Source organism: Curtobacterium sp. WHRI 8282 (genome assembly GCF_040223925.2).
GTDB lineage: Bacteria > Actinomycetota > Actinomycetes > Actinomycetales > Microbacteriaceae > Curtobacterium > Curtobacterium flaccumfaciens.
In genome coordinates, this window is record NZ_JBEHCD020000001.1 from 155,278 (window position 1) to 173,414 (window position 18,137).

An 18,137-nucleotide genomic window follows, 5' to 3' on the forward strand; every position below is an offset into this window, starting at 1 on the left:
ATCAGCCCCGGCGGTCCTCCTCGGACTGCCACGGCAGGTGCAGGTCACCCGGTTCGGGCTCCACGTCGCCGGCGTCGTCCGCGCCGCCCGTCCCGGGGGCCGCGATGACCTTGGACGGGTCGATGCCGTCCTCACGCAGGTCGGCGTCGTCGCGCTGCTTCGTCTGGGATGCGTCCATCTCACGCTCGCTCGAGGGGCTGTACGACGTGTCGGCCGCCCGCTGCTCACGGCCGCTGACCCCGTCGACGTCGTCGCTGTGGGCCGCGTCGCGGAGCGCGTCGTTCCGTGCTCGGTCGTCCGACGGCTCGGGGCCGGGGGCGTTCGGGATGCTGTCGCTCATGGTGTTTCCTCCTGTAGCGGACGGTAGTCCCCGGCCCCGTGTAACGAGTCTGGCTCGGTCCGCTCCCCGCACTCCGTGACGCCCCTCGCCCCCGCTACGCTGCCGACGAGGGGGAACGATGGGACGAACACGGACCGCGACGACCGCGGTGATCGGCTCCGCACTGGTGGGGCTGCTGCTCACGGGGTGCACGGCGTTCGGTGGCGACGATGCGATCCCGACACCGACGCGACAGGCGGCCGAGCGCACGGCGGAACCCGCGCCGGACCCGACGCCGGCGGCCGATCCGGCCAAGGTGGAGCAGGCGCTGCCCACCGGCACCGTGGCGGCCGAGACCGACGTCGTCTCGCCGAGCGGTGACACGAGCATCCACGTCCGCGTCGTTGCGAACGACCGCGGCACCTTCGACGCCCAGCTCTCCGGGTACCGGACGACCAATCCGCAGCCGATGCGTCTGGAGTTCCGGCACCGGCCCGCGAAGCCGCTCGACGGTGCGGACGGCGCGGTGCGCGAAACGGTCGAGTGGGCCGCCGCGGTTGCTCCTCCGACCTCGTTCACGATGGGTCAGGCGGGTCCACGCCCCGACTACCTGCGCAGTGTCGTCCTCGTGCCCGCGACGGTGGCCGACGAGGACTCGTCGGCGCGCCCGTGGGCCGGATCGGTGCTCGCCGCCGCTGACCTCACGTGGAGGATCCCGAACCCCTACCCCGGCCTCCGGGTCACCGTCGGCAAGGACCGACCGGGCGCCTACGGCATCGTCACCGACCTCGACGGCCGACCGGCGAACTACCTGGTCGCGCACGGCGACGAGCTCTCGACCGTCGCGGAGCGGTTCGGCGTCACGCCGGCGCAGGTGCAGGTGCAGTGGATGAACCCCTACACGGAGCAGCGCGACGACGACTGGCTGCTCGAGGGCAGCACGCTCAACCTCGACCCCGCTCGGCGTTGAGCCGAGGGGCCGGGCCGGTCCGTTACGGTTGACCAGCACTCGGCACCACCAGGAGGTCCCATCGTGACGATCGTCGCCGCCGCAGACGGCTCAGCCCTCGGCAACCCCGGCCCCGCCGGCTGGGCCTGGTACGTCGACGACGACCGGTGGGCGGCCGGTGGCTGGCCCCGTGCGACGAACAACATCGGCGAGCTCACCGCCGTGCTGCAGCTGCTCCGCGCCACGAAGGACACCGGCGAGCCGCTGCACATCCTGTGCGACAGCCAGTACGCCATCAAGGCCTGCACCGAGTGGCTCGCCGGCTGGAAGCGCAAGGGCTGGCGGAAGGCCGACGGCAAGCCGGTCCTCAACGTCGAGATCATCAAGGAACTCGACGCGGAACTGCAGGGCCGCAAGGTCACGTTCGAGTGGGTGCGCGGTCACGTCGGTCACGAGATGAACGAGGCCGCCGATGTGCGAGCCCGCGGTGCTGCCACCGCGTTCCAGAACGGCACCGACGTGCCGCACGGTCCCGGCTGGCCAGGCGCCGAGGTCCCCGAGCCGTCCGCGCTGCCCGACGCGACCCCGCCCGCGACCCTCTTCTGACCCTTCCGCCAGCAGCCCACCCGGTTATATACTCCTCTGTATAACGGAGGTGATCGGCATGGCAGTGACGACGATCGATCTTGATCCACGCGTGCTCGATGATGCGAAGCAGCTGACCGGCGCCCGCTCCAACCGCGAGGTCGTGCAGAGAGCACTCGAAACCCTCATCGCGGTGCGGCGACAGCCGGCCGCCGTCGAACGCATCATCGCGCGAGACTTCAGCGCCGACCCTTCCGCGGCTGACGAGCTCCATCCCTGATGGCGATGTACATCGTCGACAACTCCGTCTGGTGGAAGGCGCACCGTTCCGCGGGGATCGCACGACGCCTTCGCGAGATCGCAACGCAGGACTTGATCATGACGTGCCCACCTCAGGTCCTCGAGTACTGCCATTCAGCACGCACCGGGCCCGACCACCAGGGACACCGCGATGACATGGACGCCTTCCTCGAAGCATCAGAACACCCGGACGTCCAGGATGTGACGAGCATCCAGAACGCTCTCTGGAACAACGGCCACGTCCGCGGAGCAGGACCGATCGACGTCCACATCGCTGCCTATGCCGTGCGCAACGGGGCAACCGTCCTCAGCTCGGATCGCGACTACGACCACATCGCCGACGCGGTCGCCGATTTCCGGCACGAGTACCTGCCGGAGCACTGACCGCGCGTCAGTAGGTCCCGTCGCGCCGGTCCTGGCGGGTGATCTGCTCCCCCGACGCCGGGTCGACGCCCGAGCGCGTGGTGGTCGTGGTGCGGCGACCGCCGAAGGCCACGGCGAGGCTGATGATGAGCAGCACGACACCGGCTGCCATCAGGATGTAGCCGATCAGGCGGAGGTCGATACCGGCGAGCTGGATGTTCAGCGCGAAGGCGACGATCGCGCCGATGACGATCAGGGCGATGCTGGATCCGATGCGCATGACGCAGTCCTCTCGGGTGGGGGTGGTGCCGGAGACGGTACACGTCCGACAACCCCAGCGCCGATCAGTCGACGTCCACCTCGGCCCACCCGTCGAACCGTCCGATCTCGGTGACCCGCACGACGGCCTCGCCGACCTCGTCCGAGGCGTCCAGGTCGATCGTCGCCGAGAACCCGAAGTCCTTGTCGCCCTCGGGGTCGGCGAAGATCTGCCGCGCCTTCCAGACCCGGGGTGATGCGGTGGCACCGCTCTCGTCGAGCACCAGGTACTGCATCGAACGTGCGTCGGCATCGGTGCCGACGCTGTCGTGCTCCTCGTAGTACTCCTCGAGCACGTTGTCCCACGCCGACCGGTCGAAGCCGACGGTCGCGTCCAGTTCCCCGAGCCCGTCGATGTCGTCGGCCGCGGCGAGCAGCACCCGCTGGAACAGGGCGTTGCGCACGAGGACCCGGAACGCCCGCGGGTTGCCGGTGAGTCGTGCGGGCTGCGGTGGCGCGATCTCCTCGTGCTCCTCGGAGGCCAGCAGGACGTCGCCGTTGAGCAGCGCCTCCCACTCGTCGACGAGCGAGGAGTCGGTCTGCCGCACGACCTCGCCCAGCCACTCGATCAGGTCGTCGAGCTCCTGGGTCCGCTGTTCCTCGGCGATGGTCTGCCGCATGGTCCGGTACGCGTCGGACAGGTAGCGGAGCACGAGCCCCTCGGAGCGGGTGAGCTGGTAGAAGCGCACGAAGTCACCGAAGGTCATCGCGCGTTCGTACATGTCGCGGACGACGGCCTTCGGGGACAGCTGGAAGTCGAGCACCCAGGGCTGTTCGGCGGCGTACGCCTCGTAGGCGGCGGTCAGCAGCTCGTCGAGCGGCTTCGGCCAGGTGACCTCCTCGAGCAGTTCCATCCGCTCCTCGTACTCGATCCCCTCCTGCTTCATCCGGGCGACGGCCTCGCCACGCTCCTTGAACTGCTGCTGCGACAGGATCGCCCGCGGGTCGTCGAGCGTGGCCTCCACGACCGACACCATGTCCAGCGCGTAGGTGGGAGAAGCAGGGTCGAGCAACTCGAACGCGGCGAGCGCGAACGGCGACAGCGGCTGGTTGAGCGCGAAGTTCGGCGCGATGTCGACGGTGAGGCGGTAGGCGCCGTCGACCTTCTCGATCACCCGCGCGTTGATGAGGGTCCGGGCGATGACGAGTGCCCGCCGGGCCATCGCGAGCTGCCGGGAGCGCGGTTCGTGGTTGTCGTAGACCAGCGACCGGACGTCCGCGAAGGCGTCCCCGCCACGGGCGACGACGGACAGCACCATCGCGTGCGTGATCCGCATGCGCGAGACCATCGGCTCCGGCTCGGCCGCGATCAGCCGCTCGAACGACGCCTGACCCCAGGACACGAAGCCCTCGGGCGCCTTCTTCCGCTTGATCTTGTTCTTCTTCTTCGGGTCGTCGCCGGCCTTGGCGACGGCGCGGGCGTTCTCGATGTCGTGCTCGGGTGCCTCGGCGACGACGTCACCCTCGGTGTCGTAGCCGGCACGTCCGGCGCGGCCGGCGATCTGGTGGAACTCCCGCGCGGACAGCTGGCGCATCTTCGTGCCGTCGAACTTCGTCAGCCCCGTGAACAGGACGGACCGGATCGGCACGTTGATCCCGACGCCCAGGGTGTCGGTGCCGCAGATGACGGGCAGCAGGCCGCGCTGGGCGAGCTGCTCGACGAGTCGTCGGTACTTCGGCAGCATGCCGGCGTGGTGCACGCCGATGCCGGCCCGGATCAGGCGCGACAGGGTCTGTCCGAACCCGGCGCTGAAGCGGAAGCCGGCGATGGCGTCGGCGATCTGGTCGCGGCGTTCGCGCGAGGCGACCTTCGCCGACATCAGCGACTGCGCCCGTTCGAGTGCGGCGGCCTGGGCGAAGTGCACGATGTAGATCGGCGCCTTGCCCTCCTCGAGGAGCCGTTCCACCGTCTCCTGCACGGGCGTCATCACGTACTGGTACTCGAGCGGCACGGGTCGCGAGACACCGGTCACGCGGGCGGTGGGCCGACCGGTCCGGCGGGACAGGTCGTCGGCGATGGTGGTGACGTCGCCGAGGGTCGCGGACATGAGCAGGAACTGCGCCCGCTCGAGCACGAGCAGCGGCACCTGCCACGCCCAGCCTCGGTCGGGGTCGCCGTAGAAGTGGAACTCGTCCATCACGACGACGTCCACGTCGGCGTCCGGCCCCTGCCGCAGGGCGAGGTTCGCAAGGATCTCGGCGGTGCAGCAGACGATCGGGGCGTCGGCGTTGACGCTCGAGTCACCGGTGACCATGCCGACGTTCTGCGCACCGAACAGCTCGACGAGCTGGAAGAACTTCTCGGACACCAGCGCCTTGATCGGTGCCGTGTAGTAGCTCCGCTTGCCCTCGGCGAGCGCGGCGAAGTGCGCGCCGGCCGCGACGAGCGACTTCCCGGTGCCCGTCGGCGTGCTCAGCACGACGTTCGCGCCGGACACGAGCTCGATGACCGCTTCGTCCTGCGCCGGGTACAGCGGCCGGCCGCCCTCGGCGGCCCAGGCCGCGAAGGCCTCGTAGACCTCGTCGGGGTCGACGACGCCGTCCACCGCCGCCGGGATCGCGGCGACGAGCGGGGGCACGGTGGTGACGTCGGTCATGTACACATCCTCCCAGGTGCGCATGGGGCGGACGGGAGGCCCGTGGCGGTGCCGCCACGGGCCTCCCGTCCGCCCCGTCGCCGACTCAGGCGCATTTCGATACGTGCGCATAGACTCGCGACATGCGCGAACTCGGCTTCCTCTCCTTCGTCCCGAACCACGGCGGCACCGACGGCGCCGCCGGCGCCCTGGAGGACGGCCTGCGCCTGTTCGAGACCGCCGAGTCGCTCGGCTACGGGACGGGCTGGGTGCGCGGACGGCACTTCGAGCCGTACCTGACGAGCCCGATGACCTTCTTCGCGGCCGCCGCCCAACGCACCAGCACCATCGCGTTCGGCACCGCCGTGCTCGGCATGCGCTACGAGGACCCGGTGCGCCTGGCCGAGGACGCCAGCACGGTCGACCTGCTCAGCGGTGGCCGGGTACAGCTCGGCATCAGCACGGGCATCGCCGGGTACGGCCCGATCCTCGACCCGGTGTTCGGCACGGTCGACCGCAGCTTCCGCGACGAGGCCGAGGCCCGCGCCGCACGGCTGCTCGAGGTGCTGCAGGGTGAGCCCCTGGGCAGTGCCGGCAAGGGCTACGAGAGCATCCCCGCCGGGGCCGACCTGACCCTGCAGCCGCTCAGCCCGGGCCTGCGCGACCGAGTGTGGTGGGGCGGCGGCAGCATGGGCACGGCGGTCCGCACGGCCGAGAAGGGCCTCCTGTTGCACTGCTCGACCCTGAACACCGAGGACACCGGCGCCCCGTTCGCCCAGGCGCAGGCCGACCAGATCGTCGCCTACCGCGAGCGGTTCGCCGAGCTGCACCCGCAGCGCGAGTCCAAGGTCGCCGTGGGCCGGATCGTGGTGCCGCTCCTCGACGACCACGACCGCGCCGTGCACGAGGAGTTCCTGACCGGGTACGCCTCCGGGATGGACGACGAGGGCCGGCCGCTCTCGGGTACCCCGCCGTTCCGGTTCAGCAAGGTCGTGTCCGGCGAACCGGCGGCCATCGTCGACGCCCTGCTCGCCGACCCGGCGGTCACCGCCACCGACGAACTGGTCATCACCCTGCCGGCGAACGGCGACCGTGCGGCACACGAGCGGATCCTGCGCATCGTGGCCGAGGAGATCGCCCCGGCACTGCGGGCCTGAGGGCCGGCGCCGCTGGCCCGACCACCTGCGGTCCCGCCGCCGCACCGCCACCGAGAGTCAAGGGCATCCGGCGGGGCTCTGATCGAGTTGGTGAGGCCCGAGAGCCCGGCCGGATGACCATCTCGTCCCTGATCCGCACGAGATGGTGCACCCATCGTTCCACCTACCGAGCGGTTTGTCACACCGTTCCGCGCACCTGGGACGTAAGAAGTTGACCAAGTGTCACTCGTTTTTCCGAACCGGGACGAAGTGCGGCAACCGGTTCACCGGTGCGCATCGGGGCCGGAACGACGAATGCGTCCCCGCGCGGACGCGGGGACGCATTCTGGGACGCACCGGGGAGGCCAGGGCAACAACGGCCGGATCAGGAGACCGAGTCGCTCACCCAGCGACCCCGTAGTCGGTGCGTGCGCGGACGGTAACCAGCCGACTCGCGCACATAGATGTTACTGAACGGAGTTGGGAGCTGCGCGGAAACCGGACGACTTCGTCACTCCAGTTCGAGGGACGCGGTTCCGGCGTCGTCGGAGACCGAGGCGCCGACGTGCAACGTGAAGGTCCCCGACTCGTACTGCCACGAGCCGTCCCAGTGGGCGAAGGCTCGCGCCGGGACCTCGATCGAGACCTCCGTCGAGGCGCCCGCGGCGAGCCGGACCGGAGCGAACCCGACCAGCCAGCGCACCGGGCGGTCGACCGCAGACTCCGCACGGGACGCGTAGACCTGCACGACGTGCTTGCCGGCGCGGGCGCCCGTGTTCGCGACGGTCGCCGTGACGATGACGGCGTCGCCCTCGCGCACGGTCGGGGTCGCGGAGACGCCCTCGATCGACCACGTGGTGTAGCCGAGGCCGTGGCCGAACGGGTACGCCGGCTCCGTGCCGGCCCGCAGCCAGGCCCGGTAACCGACGTGGACACCCTCGTCGTAGGCGACCTTCCCGTCGACCGGGGTGACGTCGAGCACCGGGACGTCAGCCATCGCGACGGGCCACGTGGTGGGCAGGCGGCCTCCGGGCTCCTGCGCCCCCGTCAGCACGTCGGCCAGGGCGTTGCCGTACTCCTGCCCGCCGAACCAGGTCAGCAGCACCGCGGCGACGTCGTTCCGCCAGGGCATCTCGACCGGCGACCCGGCGTTCACGACGACGACCGTGTTCGGGTTCGCCGCGGCGACCGCGCGCACCAGGTCGTCCTGGCGGCCGGGCAGTGCCAGCGAGGAGCGGTCGTAGCCCTCGGACTCGACCTTGGAGTTCGTGCCGACCACGACGACGGCGACGTCCGCACCACGGGCGGCGTCCACCGCGGCCTCGATGAGCACGGCGGGGTCGTCGTCCGACGGCTCGGTGCCGAACTGGTACGCCAGCACCCCGCCGAGCGTCTCGTCCTGCACGATGTCGTACTCGATGCGGATCGCGACCTGCTGGCCGGTGGTCACCGACACCGGCACGGACCGCGCCGGCGGGTTGAGGAACGCGGCACCGAGCTGGTCGCCCTCGAACGGCACGTCCTCGTCGAGCAGCAGTTCGCCGTCGATCCACATGCGTGACCGGCCAGCCGCGCCGATGCCGAACCGCACGGTCCCGGTCGACTCGGCCGTGTAGGTGGTGGTGATGTCGAGCCGGTCGGCTTCGCGGGTCGGGGCGTCGCCGCCGAACCAGAACAGTGCCGTCGCGCGGCGGTCCTCGACGAACAGCTCCTCGCCGTCCTTGACGAAGGCGACCCGGGCTCCGGGCTCCCCGGTGCCGGGGTTCGTGATGGTGGACAGCGGGAACTCCGCGATGCCCTCCTGCACGACGGCGCCGATCGCGTAGTCCACGCTCGCGCCGGGGAAGGCCGAACGGATGCCGTCGAGCGGTGACACGACCTGCGACGGCACGACCGTGGCCGACCCACCGCCCTGTGTGCGGGCCTGGTCGGCGTTGTGGCCGATCACCGCGATGCGCGACACGGCGGGGGCGTCGAGCGGCAGGACACCGGTGTTGCGGACCAGGACCGTGCCCTCGGCCTCGGCCTCGCGCACGAACGCGATGCCGTCCTCGACGTGCACGGGCGACGCGGCGACGGGCTCGAAGCCCTCGAGCGCGCCGACGCGGGCGGCCAGGGTCAGGATCCGGCGGACCTTGCGGTCGATCGCCGCCATCGGCACCTCGCCGGACTGCACGGCGGCGAGCAGCGGGCCCTCGCTCCACCACGGGTTCGGCCCGGGCATCGCGACGTCCTGCGACGCCTTCGCCGAGTCCACCGAACGCACCCCGGTCCAGTCGGACACGACGATGCCGTCGAAGCCCCACTCCGAGTTGAGCGGGGTCTCGAGCAGGTCGTTCTCCGACGCCGTCACGCCGTTGATCGCGTTGTACGACGACATGATCGCCCAGGCGTGCGCCTCGGTCACGGCCTTCTCGAACGCCAGCAGGTACAGCTCGCGCAGGGCACGGTCCGACACCTCGGTCGACGCGGTGAAGCGGTCGGTCTCGTAGTCGTTCGCGATGTAGTGCTTCGGGGTCGCGGCGACACCGTTGTCCTGCACGCCGTCGACGTACGACGCGGCCAGGTCACCGGTGAGCACCGGGTCCTCGCTGAACGCCTCGAAGTGCCGGCCACCGAGCGGCGACCGGTGCAGGTTGATGGTCGGGCCGAGCACGACGTCGACGCCCTTGCGGCGGGCCTCCACCGCGGCGGCGGCGCCGTAGCGCTTCGCGATCGCACGGTCCCACGAGGCGCTCAGCGCGGTCGCCGACGGCAGGTTCAGGGACGGGTCGCGCTCGTCCCACACCTCGCCGCGCACGCCCGACGGGCCGTCCGACATCAGGATCCGGCGCAGCCCGATCTTCTCGATGGGCCAGGTGGTCCAGAAGTCACGTCCGGTGAGCAGCTGCACCTTCTCGTCGGTGGTCAGCTGGCCGAGGAGCGCATCGATGCGCTCGGTCAGCGGCGTCGACGGACTGGAGGCGGTGCTCGCGTCGTTCACGGTGTTCACGGTGGTCGGTCCTCTCGTTCAGGGCCGCGGGGCGCCGCCTGGACGGCCGGGGCCTCGTCGCCCACACCCACCATCCACCGGGTTCGCCGCCCGCACTGGCAGCTCCTGCACCGTACCACCGAAAACCAACCGTTGCTTGGTTTCTCCGGGTCTCCTGCGGGCGGTACAGTCTGGCCATGGCACGACGGGGTTCGTACGCAAAGGGCATCGCGAAGCGCGAGGAGATCCTCACGGTCGCGCTGGACCTCGTGGCGTCGCAGGGCTTCCGGCGGACGAGCATCAAGGACATCGCCGACGCCGTGGAGCTGACCCAGGCCGGCCTGCTGCACTACTTCGACTCGAAGGACGAGCTCTGGGTCGAGATCCTCCGCCGCCGCGACGAGCTCGACCTCGCGCACGACTGGCAGGCCGCGGACCCGGCAGCCCTGCTCGCCGCGATCGTGCGGCACAACGCCGAGGTCCCGGGTCTGGTGCAGATGTTCGTCAACCTGTCCGCCGCAGCCGCCACCGACGCCGAGCACCCGGCGCACGAGTACTTCCGCGAGCGCTACGACCGCAGCCGCCGCGACCTGTCCGCCGACTTCCGAGCCATGCAGCAGGACGGCCGGCTGCGCACCGACATCGACCCCGACGAACTGACCAGCGTCCTGCTCGCGGTGTCGGACGGCATGCAGATCCAGTGGCTCTTCGACCCCACCCGTGACATGGCCGAGCACGTCGAACTCGTCGCCCGCCTCGCGATCGCCCAGGTCACCCCCACCGCCTGACCACCGCCCGCGACGCTCCGGGGTACGGACAGGGCCTGGTCGCGTCAGGCACGGCGGGGCAGGATGGTCGGTGCCCGCCAGGGTGTGTTCCGACGACGATGTGGAGTGACGCGATGACGCGTGTAGTGGTGACCGGTGGCAGCGGCAAGCTCGGACGAGCGGTGGTGCGCGACCTCGATGCGCACGGGTACGACGTGGTCCTGCTCGACCGTGTCCCCTCCCCCGACAAGCCCGAGCGAGTCCCGTTCGTGCGGATCGACCTGACCGACCACGGCCAGGTCCTGAACGCCCTGCTCGGCATCGACGACCGGTACGACCACGTCGACGCCGTCGTGCACCTCGCGGCAGTGCCGGCCCCGGGGCAGGTCCCCGACGTGGCCCTCATCACGAACAACGTGACCTCGTCGATCAACGTCTTCCACGCCGCACGTGCCGCGAAGATCAAGAACGTCGTGTGGGCGTCGAGCGAGACCCTGCTCGGCATCCCGATGGGCGAGCACCACCCGCCCTACCTGCCGGTCGACGAGGAGTTCGCGGTCCGCCCGCAGTCGTCGTACTCCCTCGGCAAGGCGGTCGAGGAGGAGATGGCCCGCCACTTCACCCGCTGGGACCCGGAACTGAAGATGATCGGCCTGCGCTTCTCGAACGTGATGGACGAGACCGACTACCCGGCGTTCCCGTGGGACGCCACCCCCGAGGCGAAGACCTTCAACCTGTGGTCGTACATCGACTCCCGCGACGGGGCCCAGGCCGTCCGCCGGGCACTCGAGGCCGACCTCACCGGGTTCGAGGCGTTCGTCATCGCGAGCCCCGACACGGTGATGGACACCCCGACGATCGAGCTCGTCGAACGCTTCGTGCCGGACATCGAGCGCCGTGCGGACATCGACGGCGTCAGCTCGCTGCTGTCGTCGGAGAAGGCCCGCGAACTCCTCGGCTACACGCCCGAGCACAGCTGGCGCGACCACCGCGCCTGATCGTCAGGCGGCGGGGACGAGCAGCCCGTCGAGCACCAGGTCGCGCGCCGCCGGCAGCAGGTCGGCGGCGAGCGCCTGCTTGTCCACGCCGGTGATCTGCGCGAGCGCGCCGATGATCGCGGCGACGGACAGGTCGCCGTCGCACGCACCCACGAACGCCGCGAGTGCGGTGTCCGCGTCCACCCGGCGCCCGAGCCCGCCGCCCTGCACCAGGGTCATCACGGTGGGGTCGTCGTTGCCCGGCCAGTAGTACCGCTCCTCGGTGACGTCACCGGCCACCGACAGGTGGGCGGCGGCGAGCGCGGCGTCGTCGTGCGCGGCGAGCCAGGCGGCCGCGTCGAGGACGCGGGCGACCGTCGCGCCGAGGCCCGCGGGGTTGGAGCCGAGCGTCTCGGGAACGCGCTCGAACCGGCGGAGGCCGGACGGGCCTCCTGGCAGGGGGCGACGCACCACGACGTAGCCGAAGCCGACGCCGGTGACGCGACGGTCCGCGAAGTCGTCGAGCCAGGCGCTCATGAGGGTGTCGAACTCGGCCGTGCCGGGCTTCGTCCCGCCGTCGCGGATCCAGGTCTCGGCGTAGGACGTCGGGTCCTGCCGCTCGCGCTCGATCACCCACACGTCGAGGTCGGTGTCGGCGAACCAGGCACGCACGCGGTCCAGGCCGTCGACGCCCCAGTGGTACTCCCAGTTGCCGAGGAGCTGAGCGGTGCCACCGGGCTCCAGGTGGGCGTCGAGGCCGCGGAGCACCGTCTCGACCAGGGCGTCGCCGACCATGCCGCCGTCGCGGTACTCGTACGACGGGACGCCCTCGCGACGGGGTGTGATGACGAAGGGCGGGTTCGAGACGATCCGGTCGAAGCGCTCCCCCGCGACCGGCTCGAACAGCGAGCCGAACCGGAAGTCGATGCCGTCGATGCCGTTGAGCCGGGCGTTGAACCGGGCGATGTCGAGGGCACGGCGCGAGATGTCGGTGGCGACTACCTGGTCGGCGAAGCGCCGCGCGTGCATGGCCTGGATGCCGCACCCGGTGCCGAGGTCGAGCACACGCTCGACCGGTACGGGCACCTGCAGGCCGCTCAGCGTCGTGGTGGCGCCGCCGATGCCGAGGACGTGCTCCTCGCTGATGGCGTGCCCGAGGGCGAGCTCGCCGAGGTCGGAGACGATCCACCAGCTGCCGGCGCCGAGGTCGTCGACGAAGGCGTAGGGGCGCAGGTCGACGGTGGGGTGCACGAGCGCGTCGGCGCTTTCGCCTTCGCTGCGCAGCAGGCCCGCGGCGATGACGGCGTCGAGCCCGACGGTCGGGAACGCCGCGGCGGCCTCGGCCCGCGCCACCGGCAGGCCGAGCACGAACAGCGTCGCCAGGGTGCCGAGCGGCGTGGTCTCGCGGGCGGCAAGCGCGCGGAGCGCGGCGACGCGCGAACCGCGGTGCAGCGATGCGGCGGCCTCGGCGCCCCACAGCGAGTCGAGCCGGTCGACGGTGAAGCCGGCAGCCGTCAGGTCCGCGGCGAGCGCCGTGGTGACGGCAGGGTCCGCGACGATCGACGGCAGCGTGTGCACAGCGTCCACGCCGGTGCCCGCGCCGGCGCTCACGAGGCGATCCCCTCGCGCAGCAGCGCCGCGGGGACCTGCCAGTCGAGCACCAGGTCGAGGAGCCCGGGGAACCGCTGCTGCACGTCCTCGACGCGGACGCGGCTGACGCGGGTCAGGCCCTCCAGGTGCTGCTCGAGCAGGCCGGCCTCGCGCAGGACCCGGAAGTGGTGGGTCAGCGTGGACTTCGGCCGGTCGATGCCGACCCAGCCGCAGCTGCGCTCACCCCCGGCCGCGTCGACCAGGTAGCGGTGCAGGATCGCGAGCCGGATCGGGTCACTCAGGGCGTCCATCACGACCGGGAGGTCCATCTCGGCCACGGACGGCTGCGGCAGCCGTTCAGGAGCATCGACGTGCGCGGGCATGGATGGGACGCTACCACCGTTCGGCTTGCTGTACGACTTGCGTCGTACTGTTCGAGTGCGGTACGAATGCAGTCGTACTGCACGGAGATGGAAAGGGGTGCGCATGCACCAGTCAGCTCGTTCGGTCGCCGGGTTCTGGATCCTGGCGGCGATGCTCCTGGTCTCGGTCGCGTCGTCGGCCGTGCCGTCGCCCATCTACCCGGTCTACGCAGCCGAGTGGCACCTCACCCCGCTCATGCTCACCGGGGTCTTCGCCATCTACGTCGCCGGCCTGCTGGCGAGTCTGCTCGTCGCGGGTCGCCTGTCCGACCACGTCGGCCGCAAGCCCGTGCTCGTCGTCGGCGGCCTGGGCGTCGCGCTGTCGCTCGGCCTGTTCGCGATGGCGGACGGGGTCGTCGCGCTCATCGTCGACCGGATCGTGCAGGGTGTCTCGGTCGGGCTGCTCATCGGGGCCCTCGGTGCGGCCCTCATCGACAACTCCCTCGAACGCCACCCCACCATGGCCGGCGTGCTGAACGGCGTCATCCCGCCGATCGCGCTGGCCACCGGCGCGATGTCGAGCGGCGCGCTGGTGCAGTGGGGTCCGGCGCCGGAGCAGCTCGTCTACCTGCTGTTCGGCGCGCTCCTCGTGCTGCTGGTGCTCGCGCTGTTCGTCGTCCCCGAGCAGGTGCAGCGTCGTCCCGGCGCATTCCGCTCCCTGCGCCCGACGATCAGCGTGCCGCGGTCCTCACGTCGGCTGTTCCGCGGTGTCGCCGGCTCGCTCGTCGCCAGCTGGGCCCTCGGCGGCATGTTCCTGTCGCTCGTCCCCTCGGCGCTCGGCACGGTGTTCGGCATCACCAACCACTTCGCCGCCGGTGCGCTCATCGCCGTGGTCACCGGCGTCGGCGCCCTGACCGGGCTGGCGATCCAGCGGATGGACACCCGTCGCGCGGTCCTGCTCGGGCTCGTCGCGCTCGTGCTCGGCCCGATCGTCACCGTGTCGTTCGTGTTCGCACACTCCCTGCCGGGCATGGTCGTCGGCAGCGCGATCGCCGGTGTCGGCTTCGGCGCCGGGTTCCAGGCGCCGCTCCGGATGCTGCTCGCCACCGCCGCCCCGACCCACCGCGCCGGACTGCTCTCGACGATCTACGTCGTCAGCTACCTGGCGTTCGGGGTGCCCTCGGTCATCGGAGGCCTGCTCGAGCCGTCGGTCGGTCTCGTCCCGGTCATCGCCGGGTACGGCGGATTCATCGTGCTCGCCGCGGTCGTCGCCCTCGTGCTGCAGCTGTGGTCGACGGACGCCGCCGAGGTCGAGGAGCACGCCGCCGAGGTCATCGAGCGCACCGCGACCGGCTCGATCCGGGTCGCCTCCGCCGACTAGTGCCGCCGCGCTAGTGGCCCGGTCGCGCCGAGTTCGCACCGCGAGCGCGCGCACGCACCCCGACCGTCCGCGCCGCACCGGTGTGCGCAGCATCGACGTCGGCCTTGCCCCGGTCTGCAGCATCCCGCAGGCGCTTCGGCCCGTGCCGCTTGGCCCAGTCCCAGAAGCGGTGCAGCTGCGCCCGGAGCCAGGTGATGATCCGGTGGAAGAAGTGGAACTCGCTCGCCAGGACCGTCAGGCCGATGAACACCACGAGCCACCCCGGTCCGGGCAGCGGCACCAGGATCAGCCCGACGATGACGATCAGCCCGCCCACCAGACCCACCAGCACCTTGTAGAGCAGGTGCACGTGCGGCCGCGCGTGGATCCAGGCGCGCAGGCGGTGGAACCACTGGAAGCGCTGGCGCGGCGTGCCGTCGGCCCGGGCGTCGCCGGGTCGGTCGTTCGGGTCGCCGTCCATGCCGAAAACGTAGGGCGCGCGGCTGGGAATCAGCGGCGCACGGGGTGGACACGGGGTGCGCATGCCGGGAGGCGCGTGGCGGGGACAGCCCGCGGCTCCAGGCCGTCAGGCGGCACCGATCGCGTGCCCCTCACGCGTGCGCGACGCACGTCGCCGCCCACGGGACGGCGGCCAGCCGGGCCTCCGGGATCGGCTCGCCGCCGACAGTGCAGCGACCGTAGGTGCCGTCGTCGAGTCGTCCGAGCGCTGCGTCCACCTGGCGGATCCGCAGCTGGGCGCCGTCGCGGACCGCACCGAGCGAGCCGCGTTCCCAGGCCAGGGTCGCGCCCTCCGGGTCGTGCTCGTCGTCGGAGTTCGCATCCTGCCGGGCGTCGCTGACGTCGCGCATGCTCCGCTCGACCTCGGCGAGCAGCCGGACGTTGCGGACGCGTTCGGCCTCGAGCGCGGGGCGGGGGTCATCCATCCCGGACACGGTAGTCGCGGCGGAATGGCCCCGCCTCCGGATGCGTTCGCATGGACATGACGAAGATCGGGTTCCTGTCGTTCGGACACTGGCGTGACGTGCCGGGGTCGAAGGTGCGCAGCGGGCGGGAGGCCCTCGTGCAGGCGATCGACCTCGCGGTCGCAGCCGAGGAAGCGGGCGTCGACGGCGCCTACTTCCGCGTCCACCACTTCGCCCCGCAGCAGGCCGCGCCGTTCCCGCTGCTCTCCGCCATCGCCGCGAAGACCAGCCGGATCGAGATCGGCACCGGCGTCATCGACATGCGCTACGAGAACCCGCTCTACATGGCGGAGGAAGCCGCGGCCACCGACCTGATCTCCGGCGGCCGACTGCAGCTCGGTGTCTCGCGGGGATCACCCGAGACCGCCCTCGCCGGCTACCAGCAGTTCGGCTACGTGCCCGACGCTGCTGACGAGAACGGCGGCGACATGGCGCGCGCGCACACGAACGTGTTCCGCCGCGCGATCGCCGGCGAGCCGATGGCCAACGCCAACCCGCAGATGACCGGGTCGGTCGGGTCCCTGCCGATCTCCCCGCTGTCCGACTCGCTCGGCGACCGGATCTGGTGGGGCGCCGGCACCCGAGCGACCGCGGAGTGGACCGCCGAGCAGGGCATGAACCTGATGTCCTCGACCCTGCTGACGGAGGACACCGGTGTGCCGTTCGACCAGCTGCAGGCCGAGCAGATCGAGCGCTTCCGTCGGGTGTGGTCCGAGTCGGGCTGGGACCGCGAACCGCGCGTCTCGGTCTCGCGCAGCATCATCCCGATCATCGACGACGAGTCGCGCCACTACTTCGGCGTTCGCGCGCAGGTCGAGGGGCAGGACCAGGTCGGGCACCTCGACGGCGGGCTGGCCCGGTTCGGCCGGTCCTACATCGGTGAGCCCGAACAGCTCGTCGCGGAACTCGCGGCCGACCAGGCCGTCCGGGCTGCCGACACCGTGCTCGTCACCGTGCCGAACCAGCTCGGCGTGGACTTCAACGCTCGCCTGCTCGCCGCCGTGAAGGACGTGTTCACCGAGGTCGACGCGGAGCCGGTCCCCGCCTGACCCGGGATCCCTACGGCCGTCCGCGAATAACGAGCCCCAGGCCGTTACGGTAGAGGCGCGGAATTTCGTAAGACGCAGCGGTCTGCACTCGGCCTGTATTTGGCCGCACGACTCCGATCTCGAAGAGCCGTTCGAGGAGCTCGTCACCCGAAGGGGTAAGCCCCTCCATCAAATCAGTCAGCTCTACCTTGGAAAAATCCGCTTTAGTTTGTCCCGTGAAACGACGGAAGTGCTCACGGAGGTCCGGGAATTCGGCAAGGAACGATTCATATCGAATCTCTGAAGTCCTCGTGAAAGCCTCGCGGATAGCCTCTCGCGATAGAAGTGCCGTCGTACCAACCTCCCCGAGGTCCCGCTGCTTGTCGGCTGCGGAATTAGTCAGCACGATAGAATCCCGCGGCAGGACAGTGTCCCGCCCGTCGCGCACTCGCTCAAGGAGCCAGTCCATGATGGCAGCCTCGCGCTCGCCAGGGTAGGCGGTTGTGGGGAGGATCACCGTCAGCGCGTCGAGGCGCTCATCCGCGCTCCAGTCGTCCACCAATCGACCGGCAAGACCCGGACGCTTCTCTTCGACGAATACCCTGACGTCGCCATGACGAAGCGCACGCTTGATCAGGAGGCTGGTTAAGGGAATCGCGGACCAGCCGAGCTCGATTCTCTTATCAGTCAGATGGTCTTTGTTCGTGAAGTCAAGTTCCGTCCACAGGTCGGTCCGCAGCATCACCTTTGGCTGGATCGCCGGGAACGCTCGACGAATTTGCATGACGGCTGTCATGAGCCCTTCAAGCGCTCGTCGACGTTCTTCACGATCGGCGGGCCAAATCTCATCTACCTTGTCAAAAAGGAGCCACAGAGTTTTCCCTTGGGCCTTCAGGGCGTCATTTACATCTTGGAGTAGCGTCACCACGTCAAGACTCCGCTTGCCACCCTTAAGAGAAACCGTCGCCCCTTGAGCGGTGATGCTGATCTGCTCGGGAGGATTACCGACCGTAAGCTGCCAAAGCTCCCGAAGAAGGGGCCCTACGCGCAGATCCTTACGATGACCAACCGCGGCGAGAAGATCCTTCAGGGGCCCCTTCGGCACCTTGAACGACGAGTCAAGTGCGAGCCCTGCCTTAATGGCAATGTACAGCCGCCAAAGCCGATCGTGATCGTAGCTTTCGGCTGAATCACGAAGTGCTTGCAGGTCCCCGGTGGCGATTTCCGAGAGATCCCCAAACCCTGTCCCAGCAGCGATGACGACGTCATCCAGAGCCGAGCCCGCTAACTCTCGCGCTGTACTCTCGAAGCGAGTGAACAGCTCGAAGAGCGCGCTCTTCCCTGTGCCCTTTGCCCCGAGCGCAAGCCACACATGAGGTCTCAAGAACTTGTCGAAATCGCCTGTTCGCACAAAGAGACGATCCAGATCATCTTCGGCTTCAGAATTCACAGAACCAAAGTCCAGAACTGACAGCGCTTCCTCTGCGGTCAAAGCTTCCCCCTCGTAGTCTCCTCAAGGACGCTAGCACAAGATCGCCGCACCATAAATGGTC

At 70.2% G+C, this 18,137-nt stretch carries 18 protein-coding genes; 9 read left to right on the forward strand and 9 right to left on the reverse strand.

All coding sequences use genetic code 11. The features are described 5' to 3' along the window. Position 1: 1 nt before the first annotated feature. Positions 2-340, reverse strand: a complete 339-nt coding sequence (locus ABRP24_RS00775; RefSeq protein ID WP_051596813.1) for a hypothetical protein — start codon at positions 338-340, stop codon at positions 2-4. A 118-nt stretch (positions 341-458) separates the two neighbouring features. On the opposite strand from ABRP24_RS00775, the gene ABRP24_RS00780 reads away from it, so the two are divergent. The 4 genes from ABRP24_RS00780 to ABRP24_RS00795 all read left to right on the forward strand — a co-directional run bounded on the left by ABRP24_RS00780 (position 459) and on the right by ABRP24_RS00795 (position 2,537). Then, the gene (locus ABRP24_RS00780; protein ID WP_349850009.1) at positions 459-1,289 is read left to right on the forward strand and encodes a hypothetical protein; all 831 of its coding nucleotides are present in this window, start codon (positions 459-461) and stop codon (positions 1,287-1,289) included. Between the two features lie 63 nt (positions 1,290-1,352). Continuing rightward, a complete protein-coding gene (locus ABRP24_RS00785) occupies positions 1,353-1,874 on the forward strand; it encodes a ribonuclease H (RefSeq protein ID WP_027465941.1) in 522 nt (173 codons plus the stop codon). 58 nt (positions 1,875-1,932) lie between these two features. Further along, complete coding sequence (locus ABRP24_RS00790) at positions 1,933-2,133, forward strand: type II toxin-antitoxin system VapB family antitoxin (protein ID WP_111232839.1); 201 nt, start codon at positions 1,933-1,935, stop codon at positions 2,131-2,133. 5 nt (positions 2,134-2,138) lie between these two features. Next, the gene (locus tag ABRP24_RS00795) at positions 2,139-2,537 is read left to right on the forward strand and encodes a PIN domain-containing protein (RefSeq protein ID WP_371836699.1); all 399 of its coding nucleotides are present in this window, start codon (positions 2,139-2,141) and stop codon (positions 2,535-2,537) included. Between the two features lie 7 nt (positions 2,538-2,544). Here the strand turns inward: ABRP24_RS00795 and ABRP24_RS00800 are convergent, their stop codons facing one another. Together ABRP24_RS00800 and ABRP24_RS00805 are read right to left on the reverse strand one after the other, a co-directional pair. Then, a complete protein-coding gene (locus ABRP24_RS00800) occupies positions 2,545-2,796 on the reverse strand; it encodes a DUF6458 family protein (protein WP_027465939.1) in 252 nt (83 codons plus the stop codon). A 64-nt stretch (positions 2,797-2,860) separates the two neighbouring features. After that, on the reverse strand, positions 2,861-5,431 hold the full coding sequence (locus ABRP24_RS00805; RefSeq protein ID WP_349850005.1) for a DUF3516 domain-containing protein: 2,571 nt from the start codon (positions 5,429-5,431) through the stop codon (positions 2,861-2,863). A gap of 122 nt (positions 5,432-5,553) precedes the next feature. Between ABRP24_RS00805 and ABRP24_RS00810 the strand changes: the two genes are divergently transcribed. Continuing rightward, positions 5,554-6,567: an LLM class flavin-dependent oxidoreductase gene (locus ABRP24_RS00810; RefSeq protein WP_027465937.1), complete on the forward strand. Its 1,014-nt coding sequence runs from the start codon at positions 5,554-5,556 to the stop codon at positions 6,565-6,567. A gap of 490 nt (positions 6,568-7,057) precedes the next feature. Here the strand turns inward: ABRP24_RS00810 and ABRP24_RS00815 are convergent, their stop codons facing one another. Next, the gene (locus tag ABRP24_RS00815; RefSeq protein WP_349850003.1) at positions 7,058-9,538 is read right to left on the reverse strand and encodes a glycoside hydrolase family 3 C-terminal domain-containing protein; all 2,481 of its coding nucleotides are present in this window, start codon (positions 9,536-9,538) and stop codon (positions 7,058-7,060) included. A 176-nt stretch (positions 9,539-9,714) separates the two neighbouring features. On the opposite strand from ABRP24_RS00815, the gene ABRP24_RS00820 reads away from it, so the two are divergent. Continuing rightward, on the forward strand, positions 9,715-10,305 hold the full coding sequence (locus ABRP24_RS00820) for a TetR/AcrR family transcriptional regulator (RefSeq protein ID WP_027465935.1): 591 nt from the start codon (positions 9,715-9,717) through the stop codon (positions 10,303-10,305). A 113-nt stretch (positions 10,306-10,418) separates the two neighbouring features. Then, on the forward strand, positions 10,419-11,282 hold the full coding sequence (locus ABRP24_RS00825) for an NAD(P)-dependent oxidoreductase (protein WP_071245140.1): 864 nt from the start codon (positions 10,419-10,421) through the stop codon (positions 11,280-11,282). A gap of 3 nt (positions 11,283-11,285) precedes the next feature. Here the strand turns inward: ABRP24_RS00825 and ABRP24_RS00830 are convergent, their stop codons facing one another. Both ABRP24_RS00830 and ABRP24_RS00835 read right to left on the reverse strand, forming a co-directional pair. Beyond that, positions 11,286-12,872 carry a methyltransferase gene (locus tag ABRP24_RS00830; protein ID WP_349850001.1) on the reverse strand — a complete coding sequence of 529 codons (1,587 nt, stop codon included), beginning with the start codon at positions 12,870-12,872 and terminating at the stop codon, positions 11,286-11,288. Next, the gene (locus tag ABRP24_RS00835) at positions 12,869-13,234 is read right to left on the reverse strand and encodes a helix-turn-helix transcriptional regulator (RefSeq protein ID WP_071245119.1); all 366 of its coding nucleotides are present in this window, start codon (positions 13,232-13,234) and stop codon (positions 12,869-12,871) included. The genes ABRP24_RS00830 and ABRP24_RS00835 overlap by 4 nt, the downstream gene beginning before the upstream one ends. A gap of 103 nt (positions 13,235-13,337) precedes the next feature. On the opposite strand from ABRP24_RS00835, the gene ABRP24_RS00840 reads away from it, so the two are divergent. Then, positions 13,338-14,594 (forward strand): MFS transporter, encoded by a 1,257-nt coding sequence (locus tag ABRP24_RS00840; protein WP_349849999.1) that lies wholly within the window; start codon positions 13,338-13,340, stop codon positions 14,592-14,594. Positions 14,595-14,604: 10 nt separating this feature from the next. Here ABRP24_RS00840 and ABRP24_RS00845 read toward each other — a convergent pair whose 3' ends face one another. Both ABRP24_RS00845 and ABRP24_RS00850 read right to left on the reverse strand, forming a co-directional pair. Next, positions 14,605-15,054, reverse strand: coding sequence for a TIGR02611 family protein (locus ABRP24_RS00845; protein WP_173035268.1), 450 nt, complete (start codon positions 15,052-15,054; stop codon positions 14,605-14,607). Between the two features lie 130 nt (positions 15,055-15,184). Then, positions 15,185-15,517, reverse strand: coding sequence for a TraR/DksA C4-type zinc finger protein (locus ABRP24_RS00850; protein WP_349849997.1), 333 nt, complete (start codon positions 15,515-15,517; stop codon positions 15,185-15,187). Positions 15,518-15,567: 50 nt separating this feature from the next. On the opposite strand from ABRP24_RS00850, the gene ABRP24_RS00855 reads away from it, so the two are divergent. Continuing rightward, on the forward strand, positions 15,568-16,605 hold the full coding sequence (locus ABRP24_RS00855; protein ID WP_111235972.1) for an LLM class flavin-dependent oxidoreductase: 1,038 nt from the start codon (positions 15,568-15,570) through the stop codon (positions 16,603-16,605). Between the two features lie 10 nt (positions 16,606-16,615). On the opposite strand, the gene ABRP24_RS00860 is transcribed toward ABRP24_RS00855, so the two are convergent. Continuing rightward, the gene (locus ABRP24_RS00860) at positions 16,616-18,076 is read right to left on the reverse strand and encodes a P-loop ATPase, Sll1717 family (RefSeq protein ID WP_139178820.1); all 1,461 of its coding nucleotides are present in this window, start codon (positions 18,074-18,076) and stop codon (positions 16,616-16,618) included. Between the last annotated feature and the right edge of the window lie 61 nt (positions 18,077-18,137).